The sequence below is a fragment of the Streptomyces sp. ATLC9 genome, from assembly GCF_057196705.1.
Window position 1 is genome coordinate 1 of record NZ_JBXUOY010000053.1, and the last position, 24,544, is coordinate 24,544.

A 24,544-nucleotide genomic window follows, 5' to 3' on the forward strand; every position below is an offset into this window, starting at 1 on the left:
GGGGCGGCCCCCCCCCCCCCGGCGCCGCCCGCCCCCGCGGCCCCCCCCCCCGCCCCCCCGGCCGGGATGCCGGTAAGTGATTACTCCGCCATGGTCGCGCTGCTGGTCATGCAGCCTTTGGTCTGGCTGCCCGCACTCGGGAACAGACCGCCCAGGAGGCCGGGGTTGATGTGCTCGGAGCACATCTGGACGCCCGACTCGGGGCTGGCTGAGGCGGCGGTGGCGGCGGGGGCGGCGGCGAACAGGGCGCAGCACAGACCGGCAGCGACCGCGGACGCGCGGACAAGACGACGCATGGGATCGATCTCCTTCGAGACGTTGGGGGACTTCCACCGTGACCCCGGCGCGGCCCCGTCGCGCGGTGGTCTGCTGCATTCGGCCACCCAAGTCACCCATGGGTGTTCGTCGGTCTGTCGCTGCGTCACCCGGTCGTCTCGCAGGGCGCCTCCGCGGAGTCGTCCGGGAGCCCTGGAGCCGGACGGACGGCGGCCGCCTCGTGCGGGTCCCTGGCGGGCCCGCCGGGCGGCGCGTCCTCCTCCCGTGTCCGGCCTCCTCGTCCAAGGCGAGCCGGAGTCGGGGTATCTCGGCTCGTTTGGGGGCCGGCCGGAGAAGGGAGGAGCCGGCGGCCGATCTGTACGGGGGCCGGACACCCGGCCGCCGGCGGCGTCAGCGCGTGGAAATCCGCTGACCGCTGTGACTCCCCTGCGGGTTGTGTCCTTCGCCTACCCGCCGTTCAGGGCGGCACGCATGCGGACGCGCCCGATGCCGTCGTGAGGCCGCGCCGAGCGGCGCGGACTTCGCCGAGCGGTGGGGAGGGCGCCGTCGGCGTGTCGGGGCGCGGCGCTCGTGCGCACGGGTGACGTGGCGCGCGAATGGCCCGCGGGGACCGGGGGATGGGGGAGGGTTGGGACACCGGATCCGTCCCGCGCGGCACGGACCGTTCCGGTGGACCCGACCAGGAGAGGTGCGGAAGCGACGGTGCGCGGCCCTGAACCCCCCGGTGGAGCGCTGGTGGCCGGGAGCCGGAGACGGGGGTACGCCCCTCCCAGGCTCAGGTCCCGGACGCTGGCGTCCCTGCTCGTCGTCGTGACGCTGCTGGTGGTGGTCTCCGACTACCTGATCGACCGGAGTCTCGGTCTGGTCCCCCTGCTGATCTTCCTGCCCGCCTTCGTCGCGGGCCGGGGTACGGCGCGGCAGACCGCCGTCGCTGCGGCGTGGGTCGTTCTGGTCCTGGTGGGGCTGCTGGTCTACGACCCGTTCCAGACGGTCTCCGCCAATCTCTCCACGGTCACCTTCACCGCTGTGCTGGGCGGGCTGAGCATCGCCGGGGCCTGGCAGCGCGGCCGCAGGGACGCGGAGATCACCCGGCTGCGTTCGGCCGCCGCCGCGCTGCAACGCCAGATCCTGCGCCCTCTCCCGCTGCTCACCGACCGGATGCTGGCCGACGGGGTGTACGAGCCGGTGGAGGAGGACAGCAGGGTCGGCGGCGACATCTACGAGGTCATGGCCTCGCCGTACGGCACCCGGGTGCTCATCGCCGACGTCCAGGGCAAGGGGCTGCCCGCCATCGGGACGGCCTTCGCGGTGCTGGGCGCGTTCCGGGAGGCCGCCGGCCGAGAGCCGGAACTCACCGCGGTGGTGGAGGCCCTGGAGAGCGCGGTCGTCCGGCACAACACCTTCGAGGCGCGGACCGGGGAGCCCGAACGCTTCGTCACCGCGCTCGTCCTGAACGCCGACGGCGGCAGCGACGTCCAGGTGGTGGACTGCGGCCACATCCCGCCGTACCTGCTGCGCCGGGAGCGGACCGGGCCGGCGGCCCGGCCGGTCCCGCTGCGGAACTTCGGGGTGCCCCTCGGGCTGGGCTCCCTCGCACCGGGATCCCGTGCCGTCGAGCGGTTCGCCCTCCCGTCCGACGCCATGCTGCTGCTGTGTACGGACGGCGTTACCGAGGCACGCGATTCCTCCGGCGCCTTCTTCCCCCTGGAGGAGCGCCTGGCCGGCTGGGCGGACGCCTCCCCCCGCGAGGTGGCCGCAGGGCTGCTGGAGCAGCTGGCGGTCCACACCGGGGGCGCCGCGGCGGACGATATCGCCCTTCTGGTCCTGCGCCGGAGCACGCCGGAGCGTGAGGCCTCCTCCGGCGGTGGCGGGGCCGGGGCCCCGGCCGCCGGCCGCTGTTAGGCGGTGTTCAGGCCGACCCGGGCCGCGGCCGGGCCGATGGCCTCGGGGCGGGAGCCGAGCCACTCGCACAGCAGGACGGTCGCGTCGTCCTGGAGCCGTCCGCCGTGGTGGTCGAGCACGGCGTGGACCAGGCGGCGCAGCGTCTCGGGTGCGGGCCGCCGTCCCGCGCACTCCCGGCCGGCGGCGGACGGCTGCCACCGCTTCCCGGGGGAGGGTCCGGGAGACACCGGGCACGTTCTCCTGCCGTGTGGGAGGGCGCCGCCGGCCGGGCCCCGGAACGGTCATCATCGTCCTCCACCGGCAGAGGCACCCGGCGGAGGGACGGTCCGCACCGCCGCGTCCGTCACATCGCCCTGATCCGCAGGTACCGCACCAGGGAGGGCGCTCCCGCCGCGGTGGCGGCCAGCAGGACGCCCACGGCGGCGCGCACCACGGCCGCGGGGACGGAGAAGCCGTTCCTCATCGGGGTACCTCCCTCCCCGCGAGCACGTCCCCCACAGGGACTCCACCAGTCCGACGGCCTCGCCGACCGCCTGCCGCACGGGTTCGCTGAGCCCGACGGCGACATCCGGTTCGTCGCCGCGCACGCGCGCCAGCGGTTCGCAGCCGACGACCAGGACGCGCGGCAGTGAGGCGCCGCCGCCGGCCGCGAGCCGCCGGGCCATGGCCAGGGTCCTGACCGGGGCCAAGGCATGGACCTCGGGCGCGGCGTGGGCGTCGTCGAGGGCGGCGTCCGGCTCGATGAGCGACACCGTGCCGGGCGGACGCCCGTGGGGCGCGGCGTCGACCAGTACGGCCGTGCCGTACCCCTCCAGCAGCCGGTAGACCAGGTCCATCCCGCGGATGCCGAAGTCCGCGACGTGGACGCCGTCGGGCAGGGGCCGGTCGCGCAGCGCCTCGGCCACCGCGGGGCCGAACCCGTCGTCGGCGAGGAAGACGTTGCCGATCCCGGCCACCGAGATCCGGGCGCCGGGGGCGGCCGGCTCCCCGGGCGGCCCGGACGGTTCCAGTTCCCCGGGGGAGAAGAAGTGGTGCCCCATCTGCCGCTGGCACCGAAGTCGATGCCCGCCGGGTCGTCGTCGAGGACCACCGCGACGTGCACGCGGCCCTCCGCGTCCTCCTCGACCGCGTCGATCTCGGCGGTGCGCCCGGTGAGGGCGAGGTCGAGGATGTCGGCACCGGGCGAGGGGCGCAGCCGTACCCGGCCGCCCCGTTCCAGCCGTACTCCGCCGACCAGCGCCGTCCTGTCGTCCCTCATGCCCTCTCCTCCACGGGCCGGAACTCGCGGATGGCGCCGTGCAGGGAGAGCAGTTCGTCGGGCCCCAGGCCCGCGCAGCGGTCCAGGATCTCCCGGGCCCTGGGATCGCAGGCCCGTGCCTCGCGCTTCTCGTCCTCGGTCAGGCTCATCACACCGAGGATCAGCAGCCGGTCGATCTCCGTGCCGCCGAACAGGTCGCCGGGGCTCTCGGGGGCCACCTCGGGGAAGTCGTACAGGGTGACGGGGGAGGAGAGCACCGTGCGGGCGAACGATCCGTCACCCGCGCCGTCCGCACCGCTGTCACCGGTGTCGGCGCCCGCTTCGTCGTCCACGAGGACCGGCCAGGTTCCCTGGTTCTCGCACGCCGAGACCGCCTCCCGCAGCCGTCCGGGCGGGTCCAGGAGCGAGACGAAGCGCCCGGTGCGGCTGTGCAGCACGGTGTGGGTGGAGACAAAGGCGTAGGCGCAGGCCGCTTCCCGCGCGCCCCGGTCCACGGGGTCGGGCGCCGGGCACGGGGTGGTGTTCTCCACTCGCACGGTCAGCCGGAACACACCCTCGGCGACGGGCTCGGCGCCGACCTCGACCGTGCCGCTGAGCGCGTTCCACCGGCGGACGAGGGCGCCGGCGATGCGGCCCGATGCGTCCAGCACCGGTTCGCGGTCGGTGCCGGCGGGGACGTCGACGGGAGCGCGTGCCGTCCGGCCGAGGACATCGCCCAGCCGCACGGGCACCGACACCTCGCGCTCGGTCGCCTCCCGCCAGGCGAGGTGGCGCTCGCCGTCCACCGTCAGCTCGTCCACCGCCTCGGGCCCGCCGGGGCCCTCCCTGACCACGCCGCGGTCGACGACGTGCAGGAACCGCACGCGCACCGCCACCTCGGTGCGGTCGGCCGGAACGCCGCCGGTCTCGAGCAGCACCTGGGTGCGCATCCGGTGCGCCTCGCCCAGGGCGTCGGCGCACGATCGCGGGAAGACGCCGCCGAAGGTCCAGCGCTTGGTGTTCTTCAGCGCGGACCTGCGGTACGGCCACAGCAGATACCCCTCGTACAGGCAGGTGCGCACGATCTTCTCGGCCTTCCCCAGGGTCTCGGCCGTGCGCTCCGCCGGTGTCACGTCGTCCATGGTGCTCCGGTGGTCTCGGGTGCTTCGGAAGTGCTGGGGACGCCGGGGGAGCCGGAAGCGGCGGGGGAGCGGGCACACAGACCCTCCGCCCGGTCCAGCAGGGCGCGGACGGCGTCGTCCAGGGGCCCCAGCGTCAGGCGGGCGCGGTGGGCGTCGAGCCGGTCGTGGGTCTCGCGGGACAGCCGCAGCCAGGGGCTGCCGCCGCTGTAGCGGTCGACCAGCGTGTGCCACAGGGCGGCGGACAGCCGGTAGCCGGCGTCCTCGGCCCAGGGGATCCGGGCTGTTCCCAGGCGGCCCTGGCCGCCGTCGAAGAAGACCGTGCCGCTGAAGAGGAAGTCCAGCGGCACCTCCCCGTCGGGGACGGCGCGCAGGTACTTGACGACGGCCAGTTCGGTGTCGCAGGGACATGGCACCGGCAGACCGACCGTGGTGGTCTCGTCGAAGGAGGGGACCACGGTCGTGGTCCGGGTCCAGGCCAGCGGGCGCAGGGTGGTGGCCCAGCGCTCCGGCTCGCCGAACAGCTCGGCCAGGGCCGCCCGCGCCCGCCGGTCGTAGTGGCGGCGGGTGACGTCGATCCTGATCGCGGCCGTCAGACTGACCGAGCGCACCGGTCCGCCGCCGGTGCGGGTGATCTCCACCTCGAACCGGAGTGTGGGCACGGCGGCGTGGCGCTCGGGCTCCGCCCCCGTGACGTCGAAGGAGAGGGCCGGGATGACGTGCCGGGACGGAGCGCCGGCCGGCTCCGGGTGCGGCGCCGTCATGCCGGGGAGAGGTTCGGCATCCCGGGCATCACCGGGTCGCGGCGCCCGGCGCTGGGGAGGCCCGGCATGGCGCAGGCGCTGCAGATGCCGCCGATGTTGGGGCAGCCGCCGACGCCGTCCATCCAGCCGCGCTTGGGCACGTTGCAGTTCACCACCGGGCCCCAGCAGCCGATCCTCGCCTGACACCTGGGGGAGTTGTAATCCAGCGCGAAGTCGCCCTGCCCGTAGTAGGCCGCCCGGTCGCAGCCCTCGTGGACGGTCTTGCCGAACAGCCGGGCACGTTGACGATCGGCCGCCCGCCCGCGAAGCGGAAGTCCCGTCCCAGGTAGTCGGCCAGGCCCCTGCGGCCGGTGGGGTTGCCCGCCATGGCGTGGATGCCGCCGTAGGTGGCGCAGGTGCCGATGGCCACCACCGCGTACGCCTTGTGCGCGAGGCGGTCGATCCACTGGTTGAGGGTGATCGGCTCGCCGGTGCCGGGGTCGTTGCCCATCGATGTCCGGTAGCCGTCCCCGTTGATGTTCTCGTTGGGGACGGAGTCCTCGACCCCCAGGACGAACGGCCCCGGCTCGCCCTCGGCCGCCTGGTGGAAGGCGCGGGTGAAGTCCTCGCCGGTCCCGCAGGCCAGCACCTTGTTGTGCAGGTGGGCCTTGGGGATGCCGGGGACCGCCCCGAGGACGACGTCCTCCAGACTCGGCAGCGTCGCGGCGGTGACCGAGACCGTGTCGCCGTCGCAGCTCATGCCCTCGGAGGTCCACAGGATGTGAACCTCGTCGACGCCGCCGGGGGCCAGCGTGTCGGTGCTCATGGAGCCTTCCTTCCCTGCGGGTGGCGGGAACCGGAGTCCGGGCCCGGGGCGGGCGGCGAGCCGCGTGCACCGGGCCGCCGACCGCTCCACGAAGCATGATGTTCCCAACAAATCCCTACAAATCAAACGTGCCGTGCCAGGGGGCTCCACCACCGGATGCGCCGGTGCGGCCGGAGGGCGCCCGCCGCGGACGGGGAGCTGCCGCGGCGCCTGGGCTGTACGGGGGAACTCGCCCGGCCCCCGGACCGGTGGCCCCCGGGGAGCCGGGGCGGATGGCTAGCGTGGCCCCCCGTGCACGAGCTGTCGATCGCCGCCGCCGTGGTGGAGAGCGCGCGGGACACCGCCCGCCGCCACGGCGCCTCCTCGGTGGAGGCGGTGCGTCTGCGCGTGGGTGAACTGTCCGGTGTGGTCGCCGACGCGCTGCGGTTCTCCTTCGAGGTCGTCACCGAGGGCACGGAACTCGCCGACGCCGAACTCGTCATCGAGGACATCCCCGCCCGCGCCCGCTGCGCGGCCTGCGCGCTGGAATTCGCCGCCGGCGTCCCGCTGCGGCTGTGGTGCCCGGAGTGCGGGAAGGGCGCGACGGAACTGGTGGCCGGGCGGGAGCTGGAGATCGTCGACGTCACGCTCCCCCCGGCCGGCGCGTCCTGCGGCGGCTCGGCCCCACAGGGGGAACGACAGGGAGGAGTCGCGTGATGTGCCGGGTCGTGGACGTACGGCAGGCCGTACTGGCGAAGAACGACGGACTGGCGGCGGGACTGCGCCGCGAACTGGACGGCCGGGGGATCACCGTCGTCAATCTGCTGTCCAGCCCGGGCAGCGGCAAGACCGCCCTGCTGGAGCTCCTCCTGGCCCGCGCCGCCGGGCGCGGCGTACCGGCGGCGGCCCTCACCGCCGACCTGGCCACCGAGAACGACGCACGGCGGCTGGCCAGGTCCGGTGCGCCCGTCAAGCAGGTGCTCACCGGCGGGCTGTGCCATCTGGAGGCCGCCCAGATGCGCGGCCATCTGGAGGGCTGGCCGCCGGCGGGCACCCGGGTGCTGTTCGTGGAGAACGTGGGCAACCTGGTCTGCCCCGCCGCCTACGGCCTGGGCGAGACGCTGCGGGTGGTGCTGATGTCGGTTACCGAGGGCGAGGACAAGCCGGTGAAGTACCCCACCGCCTTCGGTCTGGCGAACCTGGTGGTGCTGAGCAAGACCGACCTCGGCGAGGCCGCCGGATTCGACGGCGACGCCTTCGCCGAGAGCGTCGAGCGGGTCAATCCCGGAGTCCAGGTGCTGCGCACCTCCGCCCGCACCGGTCGGGGCATCGACGCGCTCCTGGAGAGGGTGCTGGCCGTATGCGAGGGCGCCCGCCCCCACCGGCCCCCGCTCGCCGGGCAACACCTGCGCGAACACCGCCATGGGCACGGCCATGAGCACCCCCGCGACCACGAGCACCCGCACCCCGGCGGGCCGGGCGCGCCGCCCGTCGCCGGCCGGCCCGCACGGTAGCGGAGAAGGAGCGCCATGACGGCCACCGTCGAGGACCGGCCGGGAGCGGATGCCCCAGCGGAGCGCGTACGGCGGCGCCTGACCGTGCGCGGCACCGTCCAGGGCGTGGGGTTCCGTCCCTTCGTCCACGCACTGGCCTCGCGGCTGGGGCTGTCGGGCCATGCGCTGAACAACACCGGCGGGGTGGTCGCCGAGGTCGAGGGCGAGTCCGCGGCGGTGGAGGCGTTCTGCCGGGGGCTGCTGGAGCAGGCGCCACCCCTGGCGGTGGTCTCCTCGGTCGCGGCCGAGGACATCCCCCCGCTGGGGACCGGCCCGGACGGCTCGGGGTTCGTCATCCGCCCCTCCGAGCAGGGCGGGGGCCGCACCCTGATCCCGCCCGACACCGCCACCTGCGACGACTGCCTGCGGGAGCTGGCCGACCCGGCCGACCGCCGCCACCGGCACCCGTTCGTCACCTGCACCCACTGCGGCCCGCGGTTCACCATCGCCACCGCACCTCCCTACGACCGCGCGACCACGACCATGGCCGCCTTCCCTCTGTGCCCGGTCTGCGCACGGGAGTACGCCGACCCCGCCGACCGCCGCTTCCACGCCCAGCCGGTCGCCTGCCACGACTGCGGACCCCGGCTGAGGCTCACCCCCGCCCGCGGCACGACCGCTGTCCCGGCCGCGGCCGCGGGCGAGGAGGCGCTGGCCGGGGCCCGCCGGCTGCTGGAGGGAGGCGCGGTCGTGGCGGTCAAGGGCATCGGCGGCTACCACCTGGCCTGCGACGCGACGAACCCCGCCGCCGTCGCCGCACTGCGCGAGCGCAAGGAACGGGGCGCCAAACCCCTCGCGGTGATGTGCCCCGACACACGGAGCGCCGCGCGGCTCGGCCGTGTCGGCCCCCCCGAACACCGTGCGCTGGCCGCGCGGCCGCGCCCCATCGTGCTGCTGCGCCGCCACCCGCCCGGCGAACGGGGGGACGACCCGCTGGCGGACGCCGTCTGCCCGGGCAGCCCGGACGTGGGTGTGCTGCTGCCCTACACCCCGCTGCACCGGCTGCTGTTCGGCCTGCCCGGCGATCCGCCCGGCCCCGAAATGCTGGTGATGACCAGCGGCAACCGCTCGGGCGAACCCATCGTGACCGACGACCGCGAGGCCCTGACCCGGCTGGCGGGACTGGCCGACGCCTGGCTGTGGCACGACAGGCCCATCGCGGCGCCCTGCGACGACTCGGTGGTGCGGGTACGCGCGGACGGGAGTGAGGTCGTCCTGCGCCGCTCGCGCGGTTACGTCCCCGCCCCCGTGGAGCTCCCCGTGCCGCTGGAGCCCTCCCTGGCCGCCGGCGCGGATCTGAAGAACGCGATCTGCGTCGCCGAGGGGCACTCCGCCTGGTTCTCCCCCCACATCGGTGACCTGGACGACCTGGCCGCCCTGCGGGCGCTGGACGGAGCCGAGGAGCGCCTGCGCGCGCTGACCGGTGTGGCGCCCCGGGTGCTGGCCGCCGACCGCCACCCCGGCTACCGCTCCACACGGTGGGCCCGCGACCGCGCCGGAGGCAGGCCCCTGCACCGGGTGCAGCACCACCACGCGCACATCGCCTCGGCCATGGCCGGGAACGGACTGGACGGCCGGACCCCGGTCCTCGGCGTCGCCTTCGACGGCACCGGCTACGGCGACGACGGGGCCGTGTGGGGCGGCGAGGTGCTGCTCGCCGGCTACGGCGGCTACCGGCGGCTGGCGCACCTGGCGTACGTGCCCCTGCCCGGCGGCGACGCCGGGGTGGGCAGCCCCTGCCGCATGGCGCTGTCCCATCTGCGCTCCGCGGGGATCCCCTGGGACCCGGACCTGCCGTGCGCCGCCGCCTGCCCACCGGAGGAACGGCGCGTGCTGGAGCGGCAGCTGGAGCGCTCGCTGGCCTGTGTGCCCACCTCCAGCATGGGGCGGCTGTTCGACGCGGTGTCCTCGCTGGCCGGGGTGTGCCACCGGGCGGGCTACGAGGGCCAGGCAGCCGTCGAACTGGAGGCGGTCGCCGCGACGGCATGGCGGGGGAGCGGGCCCGGGTACGCCTTCGCCCTGCGCCGGCCGGCCCCGGGCGGCACGGGTGGGATGGTGCTCGACCCCGCGCCCGTACTGCGCGAGGCCGCCCGCGACCTGCGCTCCGGAACCCCGGCCCCGGTCGTCGCCGCGCGGTTCCACCGGGCCGTGGCCGGGGCGGTGGAGGAGGTCTGCCGCCGGGCGCGCCGGGACACCGGGGCGGCCACCGTCGCCCTGTCCGGCGGAGTGTTCGCCAACGCCCTGCTGGACGAGGAGTGCCAGCGGCGGCTGCGCGCCGCCGGATTCACGGTGCTGCGCCACCACGGCGTACCGCCCGGCGACGGAGGCCTGGCTCTCGGCCAGCTGCTCGTGGCGGCGCGTGCCGGAGTTTCCTGACGCGCTCCGGCAAACCTCACGACCCATCAGTGAACCCACCGGCGACGGACGGAGAACACACATGTGCCTGGCGGTGCCCGGCAGGGTGACCGGGATCGAGGAACGGGACGGCACGCGCATGGCGCGCGTCGACTTCGGCGGGGTGGTCAAGGACGTGTGTCTGGCCTACCTGCCCGACGTGGAGGCCGGCGAGTACGTCATCGTCCACGTCGGCTTCGCGCTGCAGCGGCTGGACGAGGAGTCGGCCAGGGCATCGCTGGAGCTGTTCGAACAACTGGGCCTGCTGGAGGAGGAGTTCGGCGACGCATGGGAACGGGCGACGGCCGATGCCGGGCAGGACCGGCCGACCGCGGCGAAGGAGGTCACCAGGTGAGGTACATCGAGGAGTTCAACGACCCGGAGCTGGCGAAGCGGCTGCTGGAGGACATCCACGCCACCGCCACCCGCCCCTGGAGCATGATGGAGGTCTGCGGCGGCCAGACCCACTCGATCATCCGGCACGGCATCGACCAGCTGCTGCCCGGACACATCGAACTCATCCACGGCCCCGGCTGCCCGGTCTGCGTCACCCCCCTGGAGATGATCGACAAGGCGCTGGAGATCGCCTCCCGCCCCGAGGTGGTCTTCTGCTCCTTCGGCGACATGCTCCGCGTCCCCGGCACCGGCCGCGACCTGTTCCGGATCAGGAGCGCCGGCGGGGACGTACGGGTGGTCTACTCGCCGCTGGACGCCCTGGAGATCGCGCAGCGCCGCCCCGAGCGCGAGGTGGTCTTCTTCGGCGTCGGCTTCGAGACCACCGCGCCGGCCAACGCGATGACCGTTCACGAGGCGCGGCGGCGCGGCATCCGCAACTACAGCATGCTGATCTCGCATGTGCGCGTGCCGCCCGCCATCGAGGCGATCATGCGGGCACCGCACTGCCGGGTCCAGGCGTTCCTGGCGGCCGGCCACGTGTGCAGTGTGATGGGAACGGCCGAGTACCCGTCACTGGCCGACCGTTTCGGCGTACCCATCGTGGTCACCGGCTTCGAACCGCTGGACATCCTCGAGGGCGTGCGCCGTACCGTCCACCAGCTCGAGCGCGGCGAGCACCGGGTGGAGAACGCCTACCCCCGGGCGGTGCGGGAGGAGGGAAACCCCGCCGCGCGGCGCATGCTGGAGGAGGTCTTCGAGGTCACCGACCGCGCCTGGCGGGGCATCGGGGTGATCCCGGCCAGCGGCTGGCGGCTGGCGGATGCCTTCCGCGAGTACGACGCCGAGCACCGCTTCGAGGTCGGCGGTATCACGACGCGCGAGTCCGGGGTGTGCCGCAGCGGCGAGGTGCTCCAGGGACTGATCAAGCCGAACGAGTGCGAGGCCTTCGGTACCGCCTGCACTCCCCGCAACCCGCTGGGCGCCACCATGGTCTCCAGCGAGGGCGCCTGCGCCGCCTACCACCTCTACCGGCGCCTGGGCGGCCCGGCCCGCGGAGCCGGCCCGGCGAGGGAGGAGACCTCCGTTGGCTGACACCACCGGCCCGACCTTTGAACCCGTGGACCCCGCCGAGTGGACCTGCCCGGCCCCGCTGCGCGACCACCCGGTGGTCGTCATGGGGCACGGCGGCGGCGGGGCCCTCTCCGCGGAACTGGTGGAACACCTCTTCGTCCCCGCCTACGGCAACGAGACGCTGGCCGGGCTCGCCGACTCGGCCGCGCTGTCGCTGGGCGGCACGCGCCTGGCGTTCTCCACCGACTCCTACGTGGTGCGCCCGCTGTTCTTCCCCGGCGGCTGCATCGGCGACCTGGCCGTCAACGGCACCGTCAACGACCTGGCCATGAGCGGAGCGCGGGCGGCGTACCTGTCGTGCGCGTTCATCATCGAGGAGGGCACCGAACTGGCGGTGGTCCGGCGGGTCGCCCAGGCGGTCGGCACGGCCGCCGCGGCGGCCGGCGTCACCGTGGCCACCGGCGACACCAAGGTGGTCGACACCGGGCACGGCGACGGGATCTTCGTCAACACCGCCGGCATCGGGCTGATCCCCGAGGGCGTCGACATCCGCCCGCAGCGCGCCGAACCCGGCGACGTGGTGATCGTCAGCGGGGCGATCGGGATGCACGGAGTGGCCGTCATGAGCGTCCGCGAGGGGCTGGAGTTCGGGGTGGAGGTGTGCAGCGACACCGCCCCCCTGGGCGGCCTGGTGCAGGCGATGCTCGCGGCCGCCCCGGACCTCCACGCGCTGCGCGACCCCACCCGCGGCGGGCTGGGCACGGCGCTGAACGAGATCGCGGCGGCATCCGGCACCGGCGTCGTGCTGCACGAGCGGGCCCTGCCCGTCCCGGAGGCCGTGTCGGCCGCCTGCGGCTTCCTCGGCCTGGATCCGCTGTACATGGCCAACGAGGGACGTCTGGTCGCCTTCGTGCCGCGCGGGCGTGCCGATGCCGTACTCGCCGCGATGCGGGCGCACCCCCAGGGCGCCGGGGCCGCGGTCGTCGGGGAGTGCGTGGAGGACCACCCGGGCATGGTCGTGGCCCGCACCGGGTTCGGCGGCACTCGCGTGGTGGACCTGCCGCTGGGCGAGCAACTGCCCCGTATCTGCTGACACGGCGGGACGCCGGCGCGTCGCGGCGCCCCGCCCGAATCAGTGGCCCGCCCCGGCGCCCGCCACGGGCGCCGGCCCGGTGAGCGTACCGGTCCCGTCCTCCTCCCCGCGCTTCCCTCCACCGGCGGCGCCGCCGGCGCGGAGCGTACGGCGCAGGAGGGGACCGGTCATGGCGGTGGTCACCAGCGCCATGAACACGAACACGGCGAAGAGGTCGGGACCGAGTACGCCCAGCTCCACACCCAGGTTGAGCACGACGAGCTCGGTCAGACCGCGGCAGTTCATCATGATGCCCAGAGCCAGGGCCTCGTTCCGGGTGTGGCCGCCGACCACGGCCGCTGCGGACGCCGCGCTGAACACCTTGCCCGCGACCGCGACGGCGATGACCAGCAGGCAGGTCGGCCACATGTCCGGGCCGAGCGACCCCAGATGCGTGCCCAGACCGATGACGACGAAGAACAGCGGAAGCATGAACCACATGGTGAGGCCGTAGATCCTGCCGGTCAGCTCGTTGACGAGCGGTGAGTTCCGCGGCATGACCGCACCGGCGAGGAAGGCGCCGAAGATCGCGTGCAGGCCCATGCGGTCGGTCGCCAGCGAGGACACCAGGATCAGGCAGACCAGGGCGGCGCACAGGCCGACGCGGGAGACGCGGCCCTCATCGGCCAGCCGCACCGCCCGGGCCACCAGCGGCCGCACCAACAGGAACATGACCATGGCGAAGACCGTGACGAGCGCGATCGCGAGCATCGCGGAGAACGGGGAGGTTCCGCGTATGAGCGCGATCACCACGGCCAGCAGACCCCAGGCGGTGACATCGCCCACTCCCGCGGCCGTCATCCCCGTCGCGCCCAGAGGGGTCTTCAGCAGCCGCTGCTCGGACAGGATCCGGGCCAGCACCGGGAACGCGGTGATCGAGAAGGAGAGCGCGACGAACAGCAGGTACGGCACGGCGCCGGAGCGCACGGGCGGATGGTGCGCGTGGAGCCACCACGCCGCGCCGAGCCCCATCAGGAACGGCAGCGCGATGGAGGCGTGACCGATGATCAGCCCCTTCGGACCGCTGCGCCTCAGCGTGCCCGCCGGCAGCTCGGCACCCACCAGGAACATGAAGAACACGACACCGAACTGGGCCAGCGTCTCCAGGTGCGGGACGATCTCCTCGGGGAAGAGCCACCGCTGTGCTCCCGGTGCGATCGCACCGAACGCCGATGGCCCCAGGAGGACTCCGGCCAGCAGCTCCCCCACGACCTTGGGCTGGCCGCACCGGCGCGCCAGCGCGCCGCCGGCCGCGGCCAGCGCCACCACGGCCGAGGTGGCCAGCAGCAGCCGGTACATGGTGTCGCCGCCGTGTCCGCCGACCGGGCCGGTGGCGCCCGCCCCCACACCGTCGGTGAACCACACGAGGGCGCACACCACCGCCAGGGCGGGGACGAGGACCAGCAGCGAGTAGATGCTCAGATAGCGCCTCATCCTCGAGCGCCCTTTGAGTGCGGTGGGACACAGTGGCCCCGGAGCCCGCCGCGGGCGGCGGTGCGCGACCGCCCGCGGACCACGGGGGAGCCGAGAAGGCCGGGAACGGCGAGGGACATGGGGAAGGGGTGGGGAGCGTGGGCAGACTCGCGGTGGTCTCCGGCGCGGCGACCGGCATCGGACGCGCGGTGACCGAGGCGCTGAAGGAAGAGGGGGCCGACGTGGTGATGCTCGGGCGGCGTGCGGAACTCCTGGCCGCCGTCGCGGACGAACTCAACGCCGGCCCCGGGGACGGCAGGGCGCTGCCGGTGACCGCGGACCTGAGCGCGCCCGGTCAGGTGGAGCGGGTGGCGGACGAGATCGCCGCCCTGGGACGGCCGGTGGACGTGCTCGTCAACAACGCGGGCGGCAACCGGGCGCCCTACCCGCCCAAGACCCTGGAGGAAGTGCGCGAGGGCTGGCTCGCCAACGTCACCGGCAACGTCCTGCCCGCCGTGCTCCTCACACACGCCCTGCTGCCCTCCCTGCGCAGGCCGGGCGGCCGCGTCGTCACCGTCGGATCGGTCGCGGCCTTCCGCGGCCCGGCCTCCTACGGCGGCTCCAAGGCCGCCCTGCACCCGTGGTCGGTGGAACTGGCCGCCCGGCTGGCCCCCGAGGGCGTCACCGTGAACATGGTGGCCCCGGGCTACATCCAGGACACCGAGTTCTACGGTGAGCGGATGTCGCCCGGGTTCCACGAGGGCCGCTCCCGGCAGGCCCCGGTGGGGCGGGGCGGCACACCGCGCGAGGTGGCGGCCACGGTGGCCCACCTGGCCGGGCCGGACGCCGGCTTCATCACCGGCCAGATCGTCCAGATCAACGGAGGCGCCGTACCGGGACGCGGCTGAACGGGACGGGGCACCGCCGAAGGAGTACGGGCAGTGCCTCACAGCGGTTCCGTCAGGGCCAGCGTCTTGCGCGCCTCGTCCACCGTGCGCGTGGTCAGCACCGAGGAGGCGCCCATGTAGGTGGCCGGGTCGAAGATCGCGTCGAGTTCCTCGGCGGTGAGTCTTCCGGCGACCTGGTCGTGGCCGTCGAGCAGAGTGCGCACGGGCAGGCCCTGCTGCTGCGCCTGCTGGGTGATCTCGTAGACGAGTTCGTGGGCGCGCTGCTTCCCGATCTGCCGGCCCAGGGACAGCATCAGGCGTTCGGACATGACCTTGTCGGCGGCGGCGGCGGTGTTGCTCAGCAGCCGGTCGGTGTGGACGATCAGCCCGGTGACGCTCTCCAGCGTCATGGCGCAGGCGGCCAGGCAGTAGTGCGAGATGTCGGGTATACAGGCCCACTCCACGCGCAGGGCGCGCGCGTCCCGCTCGTGGTCGCCGATCATCCCGGCGAGCGCGGCGGACACCTGGGCGCTCGCCAGCCGTGCCATCACCACCACCTGCTCGCAGCGCTCGGGGTTGCGCTTGTGGGGCATGGTGCTGCTGCCGACCTTGCCCGGCCGCCAGGCCTCCTGCACCTCGGCGAACTCCGGACGCGACAGGGTGCGGATCTCGTCGGCGATCCGGGCGAGGGTGCCGGTGACCAGCGCCAGGGCGCCGACGAACTCGGCGGGCCTGTCGCGGGCCACGTGCCAGCCGGTGGTCGGCACGCCCAGGCCCAGCCGCTGGGCGAAGCGCTCCAGCAGGGCCGGGCCCTGGTCGCCGAACCCGGCCATCGTCCCGGCGCCGCCGAACAGCTGGGCCACCAGCACCCGCTCACGCACCTGCTCCAGCCGTTCCAGGTGGCGCAGGAGCTCGTCGGTCCAGCCGGCCGCCTTCAGCCCGAAGCTCATGGGGAGGGCCGGCTGGGCGTGGGTGCGGCCCAGGGCCACGGTGTCGGCGTGCCGCTCCGCCAGGTCGGCCAGGACGCGGGTGATCTCGGCCAGCTGCGGCTGCAGGATGTCCAGGACGTCGCGGATCTCCAGGACCTGCCCGGTGTCCTGGATGTCCTGGGTGGTGGCCCCGTAGTGGATGTACTGCCCCGCCTCCGGACCGCAGGCGGCCTCGAAGACCCGCAGCAGGCCCACCAGGGAGTGACCGGAGCGCTCGATCTCCTGCTGGACCAGGTCAAGGTCGATCAGGTCGATGCGGGCCGTGGCGGCGATGCGGTCGGCCGTCTCCTGCGGTATGAGGCCCAGCTCGGCCTGCGCCTGGGCCAGGGCCGCCTCGATGTCCAGCCAGCGCTGGTGCCGGCAGACGTCGCAGAACACGCGGCGGCTGTCGGGGGAGGAGTAGCGGTTGCCGTAGAACCGGGAGTCGGTGATGTGGCCGCGTTCGTGCCGGCAGTCGCCGTCGCGGGGTGCGGTGTGGGAGTGGTCGCTCATGGCTGTCCCTTCGGTCCGGGAGGAGGTCAGACGCCCGAGTGCGTGAGGTAGGGGCTGTGGCCGTAGGGCGGCGAGCCGGGGTCGGCCCCGGTGCGGTCCGCGAGGCGCAGGGCGGCCTGCCGCGGCGGTTCGCCGTGGCGGCGGGCGGTGGAGAACAGGTCGTCCACGAGTCGGCGCGCCAGGTGGGCCACGGAGGTGAGCACCTCGGGCGCGGTGGGCGCGGCGGGCGGGCCGAAGAGGGCCTCCATGGAGGCGGAGCCGCCGATGCCGCCGATGAAGTCGGGGACGACCAGGACGCCGCGGTCGTGCAGCGTCCCCTCCGCCGACTCGCTCAGGCCGCAGTTGGCCCCCACCGCCACCGCGGGGCAGACCGGTGCGGCCGCGTGCCCGGCGCTGACCGCGTCGGCCCCCGCCGCCAGGGTCAGGACGTCCGCGGGCATCTCGAACAGCGCGCCGCCCGGCAGCCGGGTGCCCGCGACGTCCATCCGGGGCACGGGGGTCCCCGGCGGGCTGTGGAGCATACGGGTCAGGTCCAGCCCGGCGGGGTCCACGACGCAGCCGTGCTCGTCGGCGACCGCCACCACCCGTATGCCCTCGTCGAGGAAGCCGTGCGCGGCGGCGCGGCCCAGGGTGCCGAACCCCTGGAGCGCGACGGAGATCCTCCCGGTGACGCCGGCGGCGCGGGCCGCGCCGATCGCGGCGTGGGTCAGGGCGTGCCCCGCCCGCCGCCGGCTCAGCTTCAGCATGCCGACCCGGTCGTCCAGCCGGGCCATCCGGGTGGAGAACTCCTCGTCGGTCAGGCCCTGGGCCCTCCTGATCGCGTACTTGACCGAGGGGATGTTGTTACCGGCCGCCAGCCGCTGGAGCTGGTTCCAGTCGGTGCCCATGTCCGACCCCATGCTGAACCGGTGGTGCAGCTCGTCGCGGAGGAACGTAAGGAAGCCCTCCAGCACGCGCTCGGCGTCCCCGGCACGGGGGTCGTGGTCGAGACCGCACTTGGCGCCGTCGACATTGAGCCCCAGCACTCGCTGCTTCAGCGTCATCCGCCCGGCCAGCTCGCTCAGTTCTCCCGCGGTCAGACCGGGCCGCATGCGGCATCCCCCGGCCGCGAGGGGGCTCGCGGAGCCGTCGTACACCAGCCAGCCGCGTGCGCCGCCGACCGGGTCTTCGTAGGTGAGGATCTCTGTCATCGCCGTTTCCTTCCCGCCTTCGGGCTTGCTCCAAGGGCGCGGACCGCGCCGGCGCCGCTCACGCCAGCAGGGACAGCAGGTCGTGCGCGGTCACCACACCGCAGGGCAGGCCGCCGTCCACCACGACGGCGACATCGGCCCGGCCCAGGACCGCGGCCGCCTCGGCCGCCGGCTGCCCCGTGCCGACGTGCGGGGGAGGGGCGGACATGTGTGCCGCGACCTCGTCGCCGGGGCCGACCGGAGTGTGGGCCAGCCGCTCGGCGAGACCGCTCCCGGTGAGGACACCGAGGATCTCCGGCAGCCGTACCGGCGGCTGCGCGGCGGAGACCAGCAGATGGTCCAGTCCTCTGTCGCGCATCAGCTTCACCGCGTTGGCCACGGTCTCCCGCGGGTCGACGAACACCGGCTCCCGGCCCGGCTCGCGCCGCCGCAGCAGGTCCTTGACCAGGGGGGCCGTTCCCGGCCGTTCGGCGAAGCCCAGTCGCTCCGCCCAGTCGTCGTTGAAGATCTTCGACAGATAGCCCCGCCCCGAGTCCGGGACGAGCACCACGATGACGTCCCGGGGACCGCAGTCGCGGGCCACCTCCAGGGCGGCGGCCACGGCCATGCCGCCCGAGCCGCCGGTGAGGATGCCCTCCTCGCGCGCCAGCCTCCGGGTCAGCCCGACGGAGTCCCGGTCGGACACCTCCACGATCCGGTCCGGCACGTCCGGGTCGTACGAGGCTGGCAGGGAGGGCTGCCCGACGCCCTCGACCACGTAGGGCCTCCCGGCGCCGCCGGAGTAGACCGACCCGTGCGGGTCGGCGCCGATGATCCGCACCCTCCGGCCGGACACCTCCTTGAGGAAGCGTCCGGTGCCCGAGATGGTGCCGCCGGTGCCGACGCCCGCGACGAAGTGGGTGATCCGCCCCTCGGTCTGCGCCCAGATCTCCGGTCCGGTGGTGTGGTAGTGGGACTCGGCGTTGGCGGCGTTGGCGTACTGGTTGGGGGAGAAGGCGCCGGGTATCTCGGCGGCCAGCCGCGCCGCCGTGCTCCGGTAGGAGTCGGGGTGGTCCACCGGCACCGCGGCCGGGCACACCCGCACCTCGGCACCGTACGCGCGCAGTACCGCGATCTTGTCGGACGACACCTTGTCCGGACAGGTGAACAGGCAGCGGTAACCGCGCTGCTGGGCGACGAGGGCGAGACCGACGCCGGTGTTGCCCGAGGTGGGCTCCACGACGGTGCCGCCCGGCTCCAGCAGGCCGTCGCGCTCGGCGGCGAGGATCATCCGCAGGGCGATGCGGTCCTTGGCCGACCCGCCGGGGTTGAAGGATTCCAGCTTGGCCACGATGGCCGGGGCCAGACCCTCGCCCAGCCGCCGCAGCCTCACCAGAGGCGTGTCGCCGATCAGTTCGACGATCGAGTCATGGCATCGCATGGGTCTCTCCTCCGTTCGCGGTGCCCCGGGCCGTGCCCCTCCGGCCCGGCCCGTGCGCGGCGCCGTCGCCGGCCGGCCGCCGGTACGGGTTGGAGTGCCGCAGGCTGGTGCGCACCTCCAGTACGGCCGGCCCGCCGTGCTCCAGCGCCTTGGCCAGGCAGGGACGCACCTCCGACGGCGTGTGGGCGGTCAGGCCCAGCGCGCCGAACGTCTCGGCCAGCCGGCCGAAGTCGGGGTTGTCCAGGTCGGTGGCGATCGTCCGGCCGGGGAAGTCCTTGTCCTGGTGCCGCCGGATGGTGCCGTAGCTGCCGTTGTTGGCGATGATGTAGACGACCGGCAGTCCGCGGGCGCACGCGGTCATCAGCTCGCCCCCGTTCATCAGGAACCCGCCGTCGCCGACGACGACCACCGTCGGCACGCCGGTGGCGCCGCGCAGCGCGGCGCTCACGCCCGCCCCGACGGCGAACCCCATGGAGCTGGAGCTGATGCCCAGCAGCCTGCCCCGCTCGCCGAAGCGGAAGTGGCGGTAGACCCAGCTGGTGAACGTGCCGGAATCCACGACCACCGTCGCGTCACCGCCGGTGAGTTCGTCCAGCGCGGCGGCCACGGCGCCGAACACCACGCCGTCGTCGGCCTCCACCGGGTGCCATCGCGCCTTCTCCACCTCGATGGCGTGCAGCTCGGCCATCCAGCGGGCCCGCTCCCCGCCGGGGTCGGACGGCGGCCAGCCGGTCAGCTGCCGGAGGAAGGTCACCGGGTCGGCGGCCACCGCCACCTGCGGCCGGTGGAACGCGCCGATCCGCTCGGCGTCGGGATAGATGTGCACGAGCGGTCGGCGCGGCTCGGGGGCGGCCGGGAACCGGCGCCGCCTGGTGGTGGTGCCGTCGAGGCGGGTCCCGACGGCCAGCACCAGGTCGGCCCGCTCCAGCGCGGCGAGCTGGCCGTCCTGCGTGGCGTTGTGCAGGTGCCCGGCATAGGCCGGATGCCGGTTGGGCAGCAGATGCTGGTTCTTGTTGCTGGTCACCACCGGGATCCGGTGCCGCTCGGCGATGTCGCGCACCAGCCGTCTGCCCTCCGTGCCCTCCAGCCGGGCCCCGGCGATCAGCAGCGGACGGCGGGCGTTCGCCAGCAGCTCCCGGATACGGCGCGAACTCTCCCAGTCCGGGACGGCCGGGCCTGCCACGGTGCGCCGGGAGGGCACGCCGACCGGGTCGGGCAGCGCCCACACGTCCTCGGGCACGCACAGCACCACCGGTCCCGGGGTGCCGGCCTCGGCCAGGTGTACGGCCCGGCCGAGGAACTCCGCGGCGGTGCCCGGCTCGCGCAGTGCCCACACGGCCTTGGCCATGCCGGAGAAGTGCCGCGACAGGTCGATGCCCTGGAACGGCTCCCGGTCCTCCTCCCGCACCGGTACCCCGCCCACCAGGAGCACCAGCGGCGAGGCGTCCTCCGCCGCGGCGTGCACGGCGATGGCGGCGTTGGCCGCGCCCGGGCCCCGGCTCACCAGGCAGACCCCCGCCCGTCCGGTGAGCTTGGCGTCGGCGAGTGCCATGAACGCGGCCGATCCCTCGTGCCGGCAGGTCACCACATCGACCTCCGGGATGTCGTACAGGGCGTCCAGGACGGGCAGGTAACTCTCACCCGCCACACAGAACACCCGGTCGACGCCGTGCCCGCGCAGACTGGCGGCCACGGTGTGCGCGACGGTGGGCGGTTCCGCCGCCCGTTCGGCGTTCACTGCTGCCGGCACCTTCGACCTCCTCGACGCCGGGGAAGGGGAGACCTCATCACGCGGAGAGGCCGTCCGGGGGCAGATACGCGGCGGTGGCGGTCTGCGGGGGGTGGATGATGGCCGACTCGTCGAAGCTCTGCTCGTACTCCTGGTACTGCAGGAGGGCCAGCTCCGGCGCGTCGTGGTGCCAGTGCGCGGGGCCGCGGCCGAAGCGCACGGGGCCGCGCCAGGTGGGGAACTCCATCGCCTCCAGCGCGTCCAGCAGGTCCTCGCGGCTGTCGGAGCGGGCCGCGTCCAGAGCGGCGGCGATGATGGTGACGTCGGTGAAGTGGGTCAGCGCCGTGTCGGGCGGGAAGGAGCCGTAGCGCTCGGTGTAGCGGTCGATGAACCAGCGGCCGATATCGGTCAGCCCCTCCCAGGAGGGCCGGTAGCGCATGGCCGGCCACATCGTGCCGACGCCGGCCTTGCCCGACAGCCGCCAGAAGTCCTCCGAGCGCAGCGGGAACCCGAAGGTGACCATCATCGGGACGTTCGGCCGCAGGCCGACCTCGGTGGCCTGCTCGATGATCATGTAGTTGGTCTTGATCACGGCCCCGTTGACGAACAGGTCGGGCTCGAAGTCCCGGATGGCCCGGAGCTGTTCGCGGAAGTCGACCGTGTCGTCCTGCGGGAAGTCGAACCGCAGGAACTCCATGCCGTGCCGCTGGGTGCCGTACTCGACGAGGGTGTCGGCCATCTGCTGGCCGAAGACGGTGTCCGCGGCGATCAGCCCGATGCGCCGCATGCCGGCGGAGGCCGCGAAGTCCAGCATCACCGGCACCCGGTCGGCGATGGAGAAGTACGAGCGGAAGACGTTGCGCCGCCTCTGGGCGGTGATCAGACTGTGCCCGTTCTCGACGAAGACCGGCAGGCCGTAGCGGCTCGCCACGTCGACCACCCACGGTGTGGTGCGCAGGTGCCACTGCCCCATGGCGGCCACCACGCCGTCCACCAGGGCGAGTTTGGCCATCTGGGCTGCCGACGACTTCGCCATGCCCTCCTCGGCAGCCGTGGCCTGGTCGTCGTAGAGGACGAACTCCACCTGCCGGCCGCCGCGTGTGCCGCCGTGTTCCCGCACGTACTCGGCCCCCAGCCGCGCGCCGCGGACGACCAGCTCGCCCGCGGTGGGGTCGCCGGGCTCGTTCAGGGGGGTGATGATGCCGATGCGCACCGGGTTGTCGCCGGCGTGCCGGTTCACATCCTCGACGTCGGCCCGGGCTCGGCCCTCGTGGGTGGTCGGGACGGATGTCATGTCGTCTCCTCGTGTGGGTGTGCGTTCAGAGGCCGAACTCGGCGAGGTAGGGCGAGAACCGCTCCTTCAGCAGCTGTTCGCTCAGCCCGAAGTCCTCCGGCGTGTAGGCGTGGCGACCGGTCGTCGCGTCGTTCTCCGCGGTCATGAAGGCCGTCATGCGGCGTCCGGCCTCGGCCGTCATCGGCACGCCGATGTAGGCGCACACGCGCTCGGCGGTGCCGAGCGGGTCGGCGACGAGGTCGGTGAAGTCCAGGTCGAGCGGAGGCGTGGCGGTGGGGCCGACGCCGCGGCGCAGCCCGTTGAGGGCCCGGGCCGCGTGCTCCAGCCAGTACCGGCCGATCTCCTCGCGGTCCACGTCGTCGGAGCGGGCCGCGCGTACGGTCGCGGTCAGACTGCACACGCTGGGCACCGCCACCACGGGGGAGCGGTGCAGGCGTACCACCCTGGCGTCCGGATACACCCGGGCGAGGTCGTCGAGGTGCCACAGATGCGAGGGGCACTTGAGCAGCACCGGGGTGCCGGGCCGCTGCCACAGCACACAGCGCAGCTGCTCGCGGTGGAACTCGTACGCCGGGACCATCGACTGTCCGTCCAGCCAACGCGCGTAGCCGGGCACGCGGTAGCGCAGAGCGTAGATGGAGTGGCGGAAGGAGTTGGCCGTCAGCCGGTGGCACTCCTCCGGCAGCCGCGCGGTGAGCAGGTGGATCGACCTGAAGCCGGGGGCCGCCCGGTAGTACTCCTCGATGTACGCCTCGCACGCGGCGACGAGGTCGTCGGGGTCCTCCGTCGACGCCGGGGCCATGGTCTCCCACAGCTCGGGCGCCCGCAGACCCGGATGCTGGGCGAGCAGGTGCTGGAGGAAGGTGGTGCCGGTGCGCAGCAGACCGGTGATGAACACCGGGCGCACCGGGATGTCGGCGATGTGCGGCACGGCCGCCGTCAGGCGTCCGACACGGATCTGGGTGACCAGCGAGGCCACGAGCGCGGAACGGGCCCGCTCGCGGCCCGGGGCGTGGAGCCGGGCCTCCGCGTCGATGGAACCGGCCAGTCTCCCCAGGTCGTCGAGGAAGCGCAGCGGTGTCTCCGCGCCGGCCCCCGCGGCGCGGTGCGCCTGGGCCACCAAGGAGGCCGGGGCGAGGTCCGCGGGGGCCGCCGGGGCGTTGCCGGCCATATCCGGAATCACGTGCTCCTGCCTTCCGTCGAGGGAATCGGATTCGATGAGAAAACCGCCCGAAAAGAAGGCAGCGGGATTCGATAAAGCCGCCTGCGGCGCTCGCGGTTCACTTGGACCATGGTAGAGGCGGCTATCTGACATGCCGCTGACGAATACCTGACGCTGTTTCTCCGGGGAAAGTCTTGCAGAAGCAGCGACGATCGTGCGACAGTGTGCGGAAAATCTCCGGACCTGGTGGTGTGCTATGGACGGGAGCAGAAGATGACCGAAGCCCCGGTGAAAAAAGACACCGTATTGGGTGCGATTCAGGAGTACACGGTCGGAGAAAATCCGAGTTCTTTTCTCGCGCTCAACGACGGAAACAGTTATTTCGAATCCAGTGACGTCCCCGGGGTGATCGTCTACCGGACGACAGGAAGATACCTGGTCCAGTTCGGCGGACCCTTCTCACCCGTCGAGCACCGGTCCCGGCTGCTGAAGGAGTTCGTGGCCCACGCGGACGGTCAGGACCGGGAGATCGTGACCGTGCAGCTCCAGGGGGCGGATACCGACCCGTACCTGGCGGAAGGCTTCACCGTCAACCAGATCGGCGCCTCCTACGCCGTCGATCTGGATAATTTCACCCTGCGCGGCACCGCTTTCATGCAACTGCGCAACAAGATTTCCCGGTCGCTGCGCAGCGGCCTGGAAATCAAGGAGGTCCCGCTCGAGCCGTGGTACGAGCGGATGCGGGAGCTGGACGCCGGCTGGCTGGGCACCAAGGGCGAGGGAGCCAAGCCCCTGGAGTTCCTGGTGGGCCAGTACGGCGATGCCCACCAGCCGATGCGCCGGCTGTTCGTCGGCGTGCTCGACGGCCGTCTCACCGGCTACATCACCTACTCGCCGGTCTACGGCTCGCGGCCGGGCTGGCTGCACGACCTGACCCGGCGGCACCCCGACTCGCCGCCGGGGGTGATGGAGGCGATCAACAAGGCCGCCATCGACACCTTCACGGCCGAGGGCGCGCGCTGGCTCCACTTCGGCTTCACGCCCTTCACCTCGCTCGACACGCAGCCGAGGCTCCCGGGGTACAGCCGCGGCTTCCACTGGTTCATGGGCCACCTGTGGGAGCACGGTGAGGCGGTGTACCCGGCCCAGACCCAGCTCGCCTACAAGGAGAAGTGGGCGCCGGACCTCGTCCTGCCGGAGTACGTCGCCTTCCAGCGCGGGGCGAGCATCCCCGCCCTGGTGCACATCTTCCGCGCGTGCAACGCCGTCTGAGGCGGCGCGGCCGCACCTCTCCCGGCGCCCGCCCGGTGCGGCGCCGGG

At 73.7% G+C, this 24,544-nt stretch carries 20 protein-coding genes and 2 pseudogenes; 9 read left to right on the plus strand and 13 right to left on the minus strand.

All coding sequences use genetic code 11. The features are described 5' to 3' along the window. Window positions 1–80: 80 nt before the first annotated feature. Entirely contained in the window at window positions 81–296 is a 216-nt protein-coding gene (locus tag AC2CJA_RS08590; protein ID WP_484602076.1) for a hypothetical protein, read from the minus strand. Window positions 297–1,011: 715 nt separating this feature from the next. Here AC2CJA_RS08590 and AC2CJA_RS08595 point away from each other — a divergent pair. After that, window positions 1,012–2,178 (plus strand): PP2C family protein-serine/threonine phosphatase, encoded by a 1,167-nt coding sequence (locus AC2CJA_RS08595; protein WP_484602077.1) that lies wholly within the window; start codon window positions 1,012–1,014, stop codon window positions 2,176–2,178. Here the strand turns inward: AC2CJA_RS08595 and AC2CJA_RS08600 are convergent. The 5 genes and pseudogenes from AC2CJA_RS08600 to AC2CJA_RS08620 all read right to left on the minus strand — a co-directional run. Beyond that, window positions 2,175–2,336, minus strand: a pseudogene (locus tag AC2CJA_RS08600) (stage II sporulation protein E); the annotation flags it as partial. The gene AC2CJA_RS08595 and the pseudogene AC2CJA_RS08600 sit on opposite strands and share 4 nt — an antisense overlap. A 126-nt stretch (window positions 2,337–2,462) precedes the next feature. Continuing rightward, window positions 2,463–3,218 carry a hydrogenase maturation protease gene (locus AC2CJA_RS08605; RefSeq protein ID WP_484602078.1) on the minus strand — a complete coding sequence of 252 codons (756 nt, stop codon included), beginning with the start codon at window positions 3,216–3,218 and terminating at the stop codon, window positions 2,463–2,465. A 214-nt stretch (window positions 3,219–3,432) separates the two neighbouring features. Further along, window positions 3,433–4,557, minus strand: coding sequence for a hypothetical protein (locus tag AC2CJA_RS08610; RefSeq protein WP_484602079.1), 1,125 nt, complete (start codon window positions 4,555–4,557; stop codon window positions 3,433–3,435). Then, a complete protein-coding gene (locus AC2CJA_RS08615) occupies window positions 4,545–5,318 on the minus strand; it encodes a DUF6084 family protein (RefSeq protein WP_484602080.1) in 774 nt (257 codons plus the stop codon). Before AC2CJA_RS08615 ends, AC2CJA_RS08610 begins: the two co-directional genes overlap by 13 nt. A gap of 47 nt (window positions 5,319–5,365) precedes the next feature. After that, window positions 5,366–6,123: pseudogene (locus AC2CJA_RS08620) on the minus strand (NADH-quinone oxidoreductase subunit B family protein); the annotation flags it as partial. Window positions 6,124–6,414: 291 nt separating this feature from the next. Between AC2CJA_RS08620 and hypA the strand changes: the two are divergent. From hypA to hypE, 6 genes are all read left to right on the plus strand, one after another. Continuing rightward, window positions 6,415–6,819 (plus strand): hydrogenase maturation nickel metallochaperone HypA, encoded by a 405-nt coding sequence (gene hypA, locus AC2CJA_RS08625; protein ID WP_484602081.1) that lies wholly within the window; start codon window positions 6,415–6,417, stop codon window positions 6,817–6,819. Beyond that, a complete protein-coding gene (gene hypB, locus AC2CJA_RS08630; protein ID WP_484602082.1) occupies window positions 6,819–7,616 on the plus strand; it encodes a hydrogenase nickel incorporation protein HypB in 798 nt (265 codons plus the stop codon). Before hypA ends, hypB begins: the two co-directional genes overlap by 1 nt. A 15-nt stretch (window positions 7,617–7,631) precedes the next feature. Beyond that, window positions 7,632–10,031, plus strand: a complete 2,400-nt coding sequence (gene hypF / locus AC2CJA_RS08635; RefSeq protein WP_484602083.1) for a carbamoyltransferase HypF — start codon at window positions 7,632–7,634, stop codon at window positions 10,029–10,031. A 61-nt stretch (window positions 10,032–10,092) separates the two neighbouring features. Further along, entirely contained in the window at window positions 10,093–10,404 is a 312-nt protein-coding gene (locus AC2CJA_RS08640) for a HypC/HybG/HupF family hydrogenase formation chaperone (RefSeq protein ID WP_484602084.1), read from the plus strand. Further along, entirely contained in the window at window positions 10,401–11,537 is a 1,137-nt protein-coding gene (gene hypD, locus AC2CJA_RS08645; RefSeq protein WP_484602085.1) for a hydrogenase formation protein HypD, read from the plus strand. Before AC2CJA_RS08640 ends, hypD begins: the two co-directional genes overlap by 4 nt. Continuing rightward, complete coding sequence (hypE, locus tag AC2CJA_RS08650) at window positions 11,530–12,609, plus strand: hydrogenase expression/formation protein HypE (protein WP_484602086.1); 1,080 nt, start codon at window positions 11,530–11,532, stop codon at window positions 12,607–12,609. The genes hypD and hypE overlap by 8 nt, the downstream gene beginning before the upstream one ends. A 39-nt stretch (window positions 12,610–12,648) precedes the next feature. Here hypE and AC2CJA_RS08655 read toward each other — a convergent pair whose 3' ends face one another. After that, window positions 12,649–14,082 carry a cation:proton antiporter domain-containing protein gene (locus AC2CJA_RS08655; protein ID WP_484602087.1) on the minus strand — a complete coding sequence of 478 codons (1,434 nt, stop codon included), beginning with the start codon at window positions 14,080–14,082 and terminating at the stop codon, window positions 12,649–12,651. 137 nt (window positions 14,083–14,219) lie between these two features. Between AC2CJA_RS08655 and AC2CJA_RS08660 the strand changes: the two genes are divergently transcribed. After that, window positions 14,220–14,969 carry an SDR family NAD(P)-dependent oxidoreductase gene (locus AC2CJA_RS08660; RefSeq protein ID WP_484602088.1) on the plus strand — a complete coding sequence of 250 codons (750 nt, stop codon included), beginning with the start codon at window positions 14,220–14,222 and terminating at the stop codon, window positions 14,967–14,969. Between the two features lie 38 nt (window positions 14,970–15,007). Here the strand turns inward: AC2CJA_RS08660 and AC2CJA_RS08665 are convergent, their stop codons facing one another. From AC2CJA_RS08665 to AC2CJA_RS08690, 6 genes are read right to left on the minus strand one after another with little or no spacing between them, the layout of a single operon-like run. Continuing rightward, window positions 15,008–16,429, minus strand: coding sequence for a class-II fumarase/aspartase family protein (locus tag AC2CJA_RS08665; RefSeq protein ID WP_484602089.1), 1,422 nt, complete (start codon window positions 16,427–16,429; stop codon window positions 15,008–15,010). Window positions 16,430–16,455: 26 nt separating this feature from the next. Continuing rightward, window positions 16,456–17,619 (minus strand): Glu/Leu/Phe/Val dehydrogenase dimerization domain-containing protein, encoded by a 1,164-nt coding sequence (locus tag AC2CJA_RS08670; RefSeq protein WP_484602090.1) that lies wholly within the window; start codon window positions 17,617–17,619, stop codon window positions 16,456–16,458. 58 nt (window positions 17,620–17,677) lie between these two features. Continuing rightward, window positions 17,678–19,039 carry a cystathionine beta-synthase gene (locus AC2CJA_RS08675; RefSeq protein ID WP_484602091.1) on the minus strand — a complete coding sequence of 454 codons (1,362 nt, stop codon included), beginning with the start codon at window positions 19,037–19,039 and terminating at the stop codon, window positions 17,678–17,680. After that, entirely contained in the window at window positions 19,026–20,789 is a 1,764-nt protein-coding gene (locus AC2CJA_RS08680) for a thiamine pyrophosphate-dependent enzyme (protein ID WP_484602092.1), read from the minus strand. The genes AC2CJA_RS08675 and AC2CJA_RS08680 overlap by 14 nt, the downstream gene beginning before the upstream one ends. A gap of 37 nt (window positions 20,790–20,826) precedes the next feature. Beyond that, the gene (locus tag AC2CJA_RS08685; RefSeq protein ID WP_484602093.1) at window positions 20,827–22,062 is read right to left on the minus strand and encodes an ABC transporter substrate-binding protein; all 1,236 of its coding nucleotides are present in this window, start codon (window positions 22,060–22,062) and stop codon (window positions 20,827–20,829) included. Between the two features lie 25 nt (window positions 22,063–22,087). Continuing rightward, window positions 22,088–23,233 carry a sulfotransferase family protein gene (locus AC2CJA_RS08690; RefSeq protein ID WP_484602094.1) on the minus strand — a complete coding sequence of 382 codons (1,146 nt, stop codon included), beginning with the start codon at window positions 23,231–23,233 and terminating at the stop codon, window positions 22,088–22,090. 264 nt (window positions 23,234–23,497) lie between these two features. On the opposite strand from AC2CJA_RS08690, the gene AC2CJA_RS08695 reads away from it, so the two are divergent. Beyond that, on the plus strand, window positions 23,498–24,496 hold the full coding sequence (locus tag AC2CJA_RS08695; RefSeq protein ID WP_484602095.1) for a bifunctional lysylphosphatidylglycerol flippase/synthetase MprF: 999 nt from the start codon (window positions 23,498–23,500) through the stop codon (window positions 24,494–24,496). Window positions 24,497–24,544 lie beyond the last annotated feature (48 nt).